Below are 7,476 nucleotides of genomic sequence, written 5' to 3' on the forward strand. Positions count from 1 at the left end.
TCGACGACATCGAGCCAAGGGATTTCGGCGAGGAAGACACACAATTCCTCAGAACCTACGCCACGATCCTCGGTCCGGTGATCGACAGGCTCCACAAGATGCAGGCCCTTCAATCGACGACGGAACGCTTTGCTCTCGTCGTTGAGAATGCCCGCGACTATGCCATCTTCGTCGCGGACCCGCAGGATCGGATCGTCGACTGGCATAAGGGTGCTGAGAAAGTCTTCGGGTGGACGGCTAAGGAAGCCGCCGGAATGTCTTGCAGCGAACTCTTCACTGCCGAAGATCGGGCGAAGGGCGAGGATCGCAAGGAAATCGAGACGGCCAGACGCGAAGGTTCGGCTCCCGACGTGCGATGGCACGTGCGCAAGGATGGCTCGCAGGTTTTCGTTGGCGGCTCGACCGTATGCCTGCGAAACCCGGACGGCTCGGTAAGAGGGTTCCTCAAGATCGGTCAGGATGTCACCGAGAAACATCGAACCGAACAGCGGCTTTCGGAAAGCGAAGCCTTGCAGCGATCGCTCATAGCGGGTGTTCCGCAACTGGTCTGGCGGGCGCGATCCGTTGGCCTTCGCATCTGGTCAAGCCCGCAGTGGGAACGGTTTACAGGACAACATAATCAAGACAGCCTTGGGATGGGTTGGCTGGCGGCCGTCCATCCCGACGATCGCGATCTGGTGACGGCGGCCTGGGAGGACGCGGAAGCCAAGGGTGGGCTCGATTGCGAATATCGTATCCGTCGCGCTTCGGATGGGGAATATATCTGGCACCACAGCCGCTCGCTTCCAGGAAGTGGCTTAGGGTTCGAGTGGCTCGGGACCTGTACTGATGTGCAGCAACTGAAGGAACTGCAGACCAGTCAGGAGGTCATGCTGGCGGAGCTACAGCACCGAACCCGCAACATCGTTGCGGTCATACGGTCGCTGTCGCTCAAGACGATCGAGTCAAGCCTGACGTTGGAAGACTTCGCCGAGGCTTTCACTCACAGGCTTGCCGCTGTTGCTAGAGTCCAAAGTCTTCTCTCGCATCTGTGCGAATATGAACGGCTTACGTTCGATGATCTGCTTGAGGCGGAATTGGCCGCGCATGTCAGCGACAGGGAAAAGATAACGCTCGATGGACCGCCGGGCATCCGATTGCGGTCACGGGCGATCCAGACATTCGCCCTGGCGCTCCACGAACTGGCAACCAACGCTGTCAAATACGGAGCGCTGGCATCGTCGCAAGGCCGTCTTACGATCCGATGGCGTCTCGAGCATGGATCTGACGGCCGATCGGCAGCCTTGCTCCTGGAGTGGGTGGAAACCGGGGTTGAAAACATGCCGGCCGCAGACGCGCCGGCCAAGGGTTCGGGCTATGGGCGGGAGCTCATCGAGCGCGCGCTCCCGTATCAACTCAAAGCTAAGACCACCTATGAAATGGGCGCCGACGGCATCCGCTGCACTATTCTCGCTCCCATAGCTTTCGACCTCGGAAGGAATAGTCCACGATGACTGTTGAGACCCTTGCTGGCCTGGCCATTCTCGTTGTTGAGGACGATTATTTCATCGCCGACGAACTGGCGAGCTCGCTTTCACGTGCCGGTGCGCAGGTGGTTGGGCCGGTCGGCGCCTTGAGTGACGCGCTTGCACTTCTCGACGAAACGGATCACCTGGACTTTGTTATACTTGACCTGAATCTCGATGGAGAGTCGGCTATCCCGATCGCAGACGCGCTGGCGGCTCGGAACGCACCCTTTGCATTCGTCACCGGTTACGGTTCCAGTGGAATCCCTCCGCGATTTAAGACGGTAAAGCGCCTCGACAAGCCCGTGGAGATAGCGCGGGTGGTTAGTTTGATAAAGAAGGGAACGGGATCTTCGACTTAATCGCTCTATTGAACGACGAACGGGACGCTCGCCGCATGTTGCTCCGGGCCGCCCTCATCAAAGTACCGCCGCCGAAGCGGGCAGCGCTGCTAGTGAGGCTCACATGCCGATCCACAACATCGCGGGCGACTGAGCGGGGCTTCGTGACAAGATTGAAGCCGTTAGGCTGCAGGGGCGCCAGGCAGTGTAATTGGAAGCATCTCCACTACCGCAAAGACGTTGAGGCGAGTTCGGACGCCCAGCTTTGCGAAATCGCAATTCGGCGTGATCAACAAGGTAGGTCGAAAGCGGTCGCTAGTGGCACCCAGGCCCGCGAAAGCTGGCGAGCCTGCGCTTGTCCCTGGAGCACCTTTGCTACTACCGACCAGACTGGATGACTTCAGCAAGCATTGGCCGCGCCTGATTGTGCGGAACTATTGGGAGTCGGATTGCCGGTGCCACTTCCCGCTGCGCGCTGGCAGTCGTTCGGATCACCACCTGACGCGCCAGAGTTGCTGCTGCTATCCGTTGGATTGCCGGCGTCAGCTCCAGACCCGGTGGAATTGCTACCAACGCTGCTGCCATTCATATTGCTGCCGCCCGTCGCATTGGTGCCCGATGCGCCGCCATTGGTACTGGACGTACCGCTGCCGGACGATGCGCCGCCGCTGGAGCTTCCTGAGCCGCCAGAGCCTCCGGAGGATTGAGCCATGGCAGATGTCGCAAGAGCAAGAGCGAGTGCTGACGTCGCAAGGATCTTGAAAGTCATGAGTTCACCTTTGTGGGTTGATTGTCTTTGCGAGGCCTAAACCTCAGGCATCCACGAGAGTTCCTAACTGCATGTTCCCATCGCTACCGTGTCCGGCACCGTACCAAAACGAATAGAAGCGGGTTCAAGTCCGAGCTACTCGTCGTGGACGTCATAAATCCGGCGCGCCTGAGCCAGGCCCCCGTCGGATGTCGAGCCTTGATTTCAGCAGAGGCGCCACGGCACAGATGTGGAGGTGGAGCAGCCATGGGGGCTGCGACCGCACGACGGGCGGACGCGGCTCGTTCCATATTCAATCCCAAAGCGGCATCAGTTCGGCTGTTGAACCGGCGCACGCGCATGCGGCGCCATGACACTCTCTTGGTGCTGAAGACGGTCGACGAGGTTGCCCTTCCTTCGCCCCCTCCAAAACCTTCAGCGCATTGATGTTTTCACAGGAAGCAGCTTTGTTGCCACCGAGAGAGGGTCGAGTGCCTCCATTGTTTTCTGTCTATGGGATGGTTTGGTTCTGACGTGCTGAAAGCGACCGCATGGCACTGGGCGGATCAGTGCCAGGGAGAGGACGAGCTATTTTGCAATTCCTCTTGAATTCGAAAAAGCCAAAAAATCGGATGCCGTCGACTGTTCAGCGCAGGCGACGTTCAAACGCAAAGACATCAAACGGCGCCATCGCGATGGCGCCCATCAACATCGCGGCTAGGGAAGGAGAGAATGATGAAGCCCGATATGTTCAGACAGCCTGTTTCGGTTCTTGTTGGTCTTGGATTTCCCGTTGAGGTCCGCAGCGTGATGGACGCCTACCGGCATCTCGCCGAATGGCCGGCGTCGTTGCGGGATAGTGCGCATTCCATCGCTCTCAAGGCTTGCGGTGCCGCGCTCCGCGGCGAGATCGAGCCGGAGACGGCACGCGGCCTGTACGCTGCGTTCGCTGAAAAACACGATTTGCTGGTGCCGGAAGACCAGGTCATTGCTGTCTCTCGGATGTCGCGGGACAGGGATCCTCAGCTGTACTGAGATACAGCCGATGATGGCGACAGCTTGAGCCACGGCCAACGATCGAGTTGGCGCCTCCGGCCCCGCGACCGCCGTTGTTCGGCGACTGTCGTCTTCCCGGCTTCGTTGGGCGAGCTGCCAAGCCCACTGGTTCCATGGTCTCCGGGGCAAGGTTCGCGTTGAGGGCGCTTACTTCTCGAGCGACATCGCGCCCTGTTGTGCCACGCCCCGGTAAGAGGGCTTAGTGTCGCGCTCCTGCCGCGCGGCCTCGTGTCGCCGCACCTGGATAGTGGCTCGCCCTCATGCCGCTCCTTGCAGGTCGGATCTGCGCAAAGGCGGCGATTGACCCAGACGGAAAGCTACGAGATCACATGCTCAATGCGCTCGAGGTGGTGCTGAGGCACGATCTGAAGGGGTCCCTCGGCCGCTGCGATTTCCTCGACCGTAAGTCCGCTGGCGACGGCTAGGTCCTCAAGACTGTAACCTTCGCAATCCTGGCTTCGCGGCTGCGGAGGTGTCGTCGGCGGTAGCGAATTGATCCATTTCAAACTCCAAATCACATTGATGAAGCGGCTGAGGGGGCGATCTGTCCCCGACGGGCTGGCTTCGTGGTGTCGCTGGTTAGCGGTTAGCCGCTAACGCCGAGCCGCTTGGTTTTCTCTTCGCAGACGACGCTCTTCCTGCCTGGCGGCGCTTCCATGATGCCTGTTGCCCAAACGGTGATGCGCATGCGGCCGGATCTGAAGACGAAGCGGCGTTCAGTGGTCTGCTTGCCTGCCGTATAACCTGCACGAAAACATGCCGTGCCGCCGACCGATTGACGCGCTCACGGAAAGACTGCGGCTGCGACCACCACCAGTCGCTCAGCGCCGTTCAAAGGAAACTGTCTTCTGTTGGAGGCGGTCAAGCATAAGCTTCGAGTCCCAAATCAAGTTCAGCCGGCATACCCTCACTTCGATCGTCATTGCGCTGCAATCTGCTGCTCGAAGCTCCGGGACGGTGAAAAGACGATACCGCTGCGCCACGCTACGCAGTCATTGAGCGCGTTTTCCCCTCGAAGGCCAGCGCCCGAAGCAGTTCGGACTTCCGCCCGGAGGGCCTGGTCTTCGAGATCGCATTCTCAGCGGAACCCGATCCGGCATTTGAAGTTTCACCAGTGCGGGCTGGTTCCGACGGGTAGGCAAGTGAAGCATAAGGTATTGATAGTCGAGGACGAGCCGTTCCTGCGGATGAAGACGGTCGATCTGGTGGAAGCCGCAGGATTCGAGGCATTCGGGGCAGGCAATGCGTCGGAGGCGATCGTGATCCTTGAGGCGACGCCTGGAATCCGCATCCTCTTTACGGACATCGACATGCCCGGCAGCATGGACGGCCTGATGCTCGCTGCGGCGGTGCGCGACAGATGGCCGCCCATCCAAATCATCGTCGTGTCGGGCAAGCAGAAGCCGTCGGCACGGGACATGCCGGATCACAGCGTATTTTTTCCGAAGCCCTACGACACCAAAAAGGTCACCGACCAGCTTCATAAGATGGCGGCATAGGAATAGTGCGGATGGAACATGTGGGTCGACGACAAAGTTCATCTGTCGTCCCATCCTCACGTGATCTCCTACTATTTCCATGCCAGTTTGGTGTTCTGTCCTCGGCATTCTTCGCATGCTTCGCCGCAACGCAATTGCCAGTAGGCTTGCTCTTCGATCGCTTCGGATGCCGATTGCCGATGACAGCGCTCGCCCTTTGCGGCGCTGTGGGCTCGGCGATGATCGCGACGGCGACGTCATTCGCACATGCACTGCTGGGACAGGGGCTGATCGGAATGGGCTGCGCTCCAGCTATTATGGGGATCTATTTCCACTATGGGCAGGCACTTCCGTGGCAGAAGGCGGCGCGGGTCGCGACCACGGTCGCCACCAGCGGGTCGCTTGGAGCTTTGGTCTCCGCAACGCCGCTCGAGCTGCTTGTTTCAATGCTCGGTTGGCGATACGCGGTCGCGGCGTCGGCGTGCTGTATGACCTTGGCATCGGGCTTGCTCTATATCTCAGTCAATACCGATCGAAACGAGGAAAACCCGATGCTCGACGAGGCAAGCCGCTCTCCGAACAATGTCGGGTTTCTGATCTTCCTGTCACCTATCTCTTAAGTGCATCTCTAGGTACCGTGTTCAGGAGTGCCTGGGCGTCGCCCTACCTCATGGAGGTGGTCAAGGTTTCTTCCCAGCAGGCGGCAAATGCCTTTGCCGCGGTGAGCGCGGCAGGCACGTTGACGGGTGTCGTTCTAGCTCTGGCAATGAAGCGTTGGTCGGCGGGATCGATCGTCGAGCGCTCTATGGGGTAGCAATCGTACTGACTACCGCCCTCGCGTTCGATCCGGCGTAGAATGTGTTCGTCGCCGCTATCGTGCTCTCCACCTTGTACTCGATTAGCAACTGCCACACGATTGCCTTAGCGGAAGCACAAGAGCACATCTCCGCCCGAAGGCGTGGCATGATCTTGGGCGTCTTGAAGGACCTGGGGTTTGTCGGCGTGGCCTCGTCTTCCCCGATATTCGGGATGATCGCCCGCTCGCTCGAACCAAGCCCCGCTTTCACAGCCATGTTCGCCGCAACCGCAGCAGACCTCACCGGATCTCTCGTCTTGTTCATGTTCCGAAGCCGCATGAGGTGACCGTTCTCGACTGTGGCGTCCTTTGAGTGGGGAACGACCGCCGTCAGGATCCCGAAGAGTTGGAGACTGAGGTCTTGTTGTAGATCGCTCCTCCGCTATGTCGATAGCTGGAGGATGTCACATGCCAACGCACGACAAACACTTCCGCATGCTTTCGGAAGCGGTACAGGCTTGGTACCGCTATTACGAGGTCGAACCCGACGACCAGGCGTCGCAAACCTTGTGCTCGGCCGCCATCGAGTTCTTCAACGAAGGCGCGAGATCGTTAGAGGATGTCACGACGCTGCTCATCGGCACTTATGTCGGCAGGTGGGCGACGCGCGTAAACGCGCCGACGTCGGCTGCCGTTCACTGAGCTGCCGGGTCGACGGGATAACCGATTTCGTCCTGCACCTTGCTGATCGACAGCTTCCCGCCCAGCGGAGAGACGTGCTCAGCAGCTTCGATTTCGTTATCGTCCTTGAGAAGCCAGCAGCTACCAGTCGGCCGGAGCGACACCGCGGAGGTCTTTGCGGTGCAGGATCGAGGTCACCCGGTTGCGGCACCTACGACGAATGTCTTGCACCGCACGAATTAGCCGGAACTTCTTGAATCCGCGTCCGTTTTCAGATGGTCGAAACACAGGAGGCTCTATCATGGCTACTACATCACGTGGACGAAATCAGGACCGGGCGCGCGTCGCCGCCGGTCAGAAGCATGAAGTCGCATACGAGGCGAAAAAGGAAAACGTTTCGAAGGATACGGTCAAGAAGGCGGTCAAGTCTGCCGGTAACGAACCAGCCCTATCGTCATAACAACCCATCAATAAATTACTGTACAGATATCGTGTTGGTTGTATCCACAGACGGACCGCTACCAATCGAACCTACCCAGCCACGGCTGAGCCACTGAAGTTCCACAAATACCTCTTACGCCACCGACAGATCAAGCCGCCTGAGTGGCCCTCTCGGATGCTTACTTCTGTTATTCCATCTCTTCATCGACAATCGAGCTGACGAGGGCAACGACCCGGCTGCGCACACGCGGAGAAAGGAGCAAAACGTCGTCTATCAGACGCCGTCCCTCCGCCGTGGAAATGTAGGCAATCTTCTCATCGATCTCTGTTATGATTTGCTGGCCCTGAGTGGTTTCGGGATCTGGAAGACCTTCGAAAAACCTCGAAACAGGGATCTTGAGGCAATTGGCAAGCTCGTAGAGCATCGAAG

7 protein-coding genes and 2 pseudogenes are annotated in these 7,476 nt (G+C 58.9%); 7 read left to right on the forward strand and 2 right to left on the reverse strand.

Features of this window, described 5'->3' with window-relative positions:
• From ATY75_RS31145 to ATY75_RS31160, 3 genes are all read left to right on the forward strand, one after another.
• Window positions 1-1,493: PAS domain S-box protein (locus ATY75_RS31145; RefSeq protein WP_088940431.1), on the forward strand; the 1,493-nt coding region annotated here is incomplete at its 5' end.
• Window positions 1,490-1,867: a response regulator gene (locus ATY75_RS31150; protein ID WP_054185691.1), complete on the forward strand. Its 378-nt coding sequence runs from the start codon at window positions 1,490-1,492 to the stop codon at window positions 1,865-1,867. The genes ATY75_RS31145 and ATY75_RS31150, both read left to right, overlap by 4 nt.
• A 1,462-nt stretch (window positions 1,868-3,329) precedes the next feature.
• Complete coding sequence (locus tag ATY75_RS31160) at window positions 3,330-3,629, forward strand: DUF982 domain-containing protein (protein WP_088940437.1); 300 nt, start codon at window positions 3,330-3,332, stop codon at window positions 3,627-3,629.
• A gap of 679 nt (window positions 3,630-4,308) precedes the next feature.
• Here the strand turns inward: ATY75_RS31160 and ATY75_RS35385 are convergent.
• Window positions 4,309-4,519 (reverse strand): annotated as a pseudogene (locus ATY75_RS35385) (hypothetical protein); the annotation flags it as partial.
• A 273-nt stretch (window positions 4,520-4,792) separates the two neighbouring features.
• Here ATY75_RS35385 and ATY75_RS31170 point away from each other — a divergent pair.
• The 4 genes from ATY75_RS31170 to ATY75_RS31190 all read left to right on the forward strand — a co-directional run bounded on the left by ATY75_RS31170 (window position 4,793) and on the right by ATY75_RS31190 (window position 7,065).
• The gene (locus ATY75_RS31170) at window positions 4,793-5,149 is read left to right on the forward strand and encodes a response regulator (RefSeq protein WP_088940433.1); all 357 of its coding nucleotides are present in this window, start codon (window positions 4,793-4,795) and stop codon (window positions 5,147-5,149) included.
• Window positions 5,150-5,160: 11 nt separating this feature from the next.
• Window positions 5,161-5,748, forward strand: coding sequence for an MFS transporter (locus tag ATY75_RS31175; protein WP_088940434.1), 588 nt, complete (start codon window positions 5,161-5,163; stop codon window positions 5,746-5,748).
• Between the two features lie 644 nt (window positions 5,749-6,392).
• Window positions 6,393-6,626, forward strand: a complete 234-nt coding sequence (locus ATY75_RS31185) for a hypothetical protein (RefSeq protein ID WP_016737406.1) — start codon at window positions 6,393-6,395, stop codon at window positions 6,624-6,626.
• A 280-nt stretch (window positions 6,627-6,906) separates the two neighbouring features.
• Window positions 6,907-7,065, forward strand: coding sequence for a DUF3606 domain-containing protein (locus ATY75_RS31190; RefSeq protein ID WP_088940436.1), 159 nt, complete (start codon window positions 6,907-6,909; stop codon window positions 7,063-7,065).
• Between the two features lie 169 nt (window positions 7,066-7,234).
• Here the strand turns inward: ATY75_RS31190 and ATY75_RS31195 are convergent.
• A pseudogene (locus tag ATY75_RS31195) lies at window positions 7,235-7,476 on the reverse strand (transcriptional regulator); the annotation flags it as partial.

Origin of the sequence: Rhizobium sp. N122 (assembly GCF_002211295.1) — a bacterium.
Taxonomy (GTDB): Bacteria; Pseudomonadota; Alphaproteobacteria; order Rhizobiales; family Rhizobiaceae; genus Rhizobium.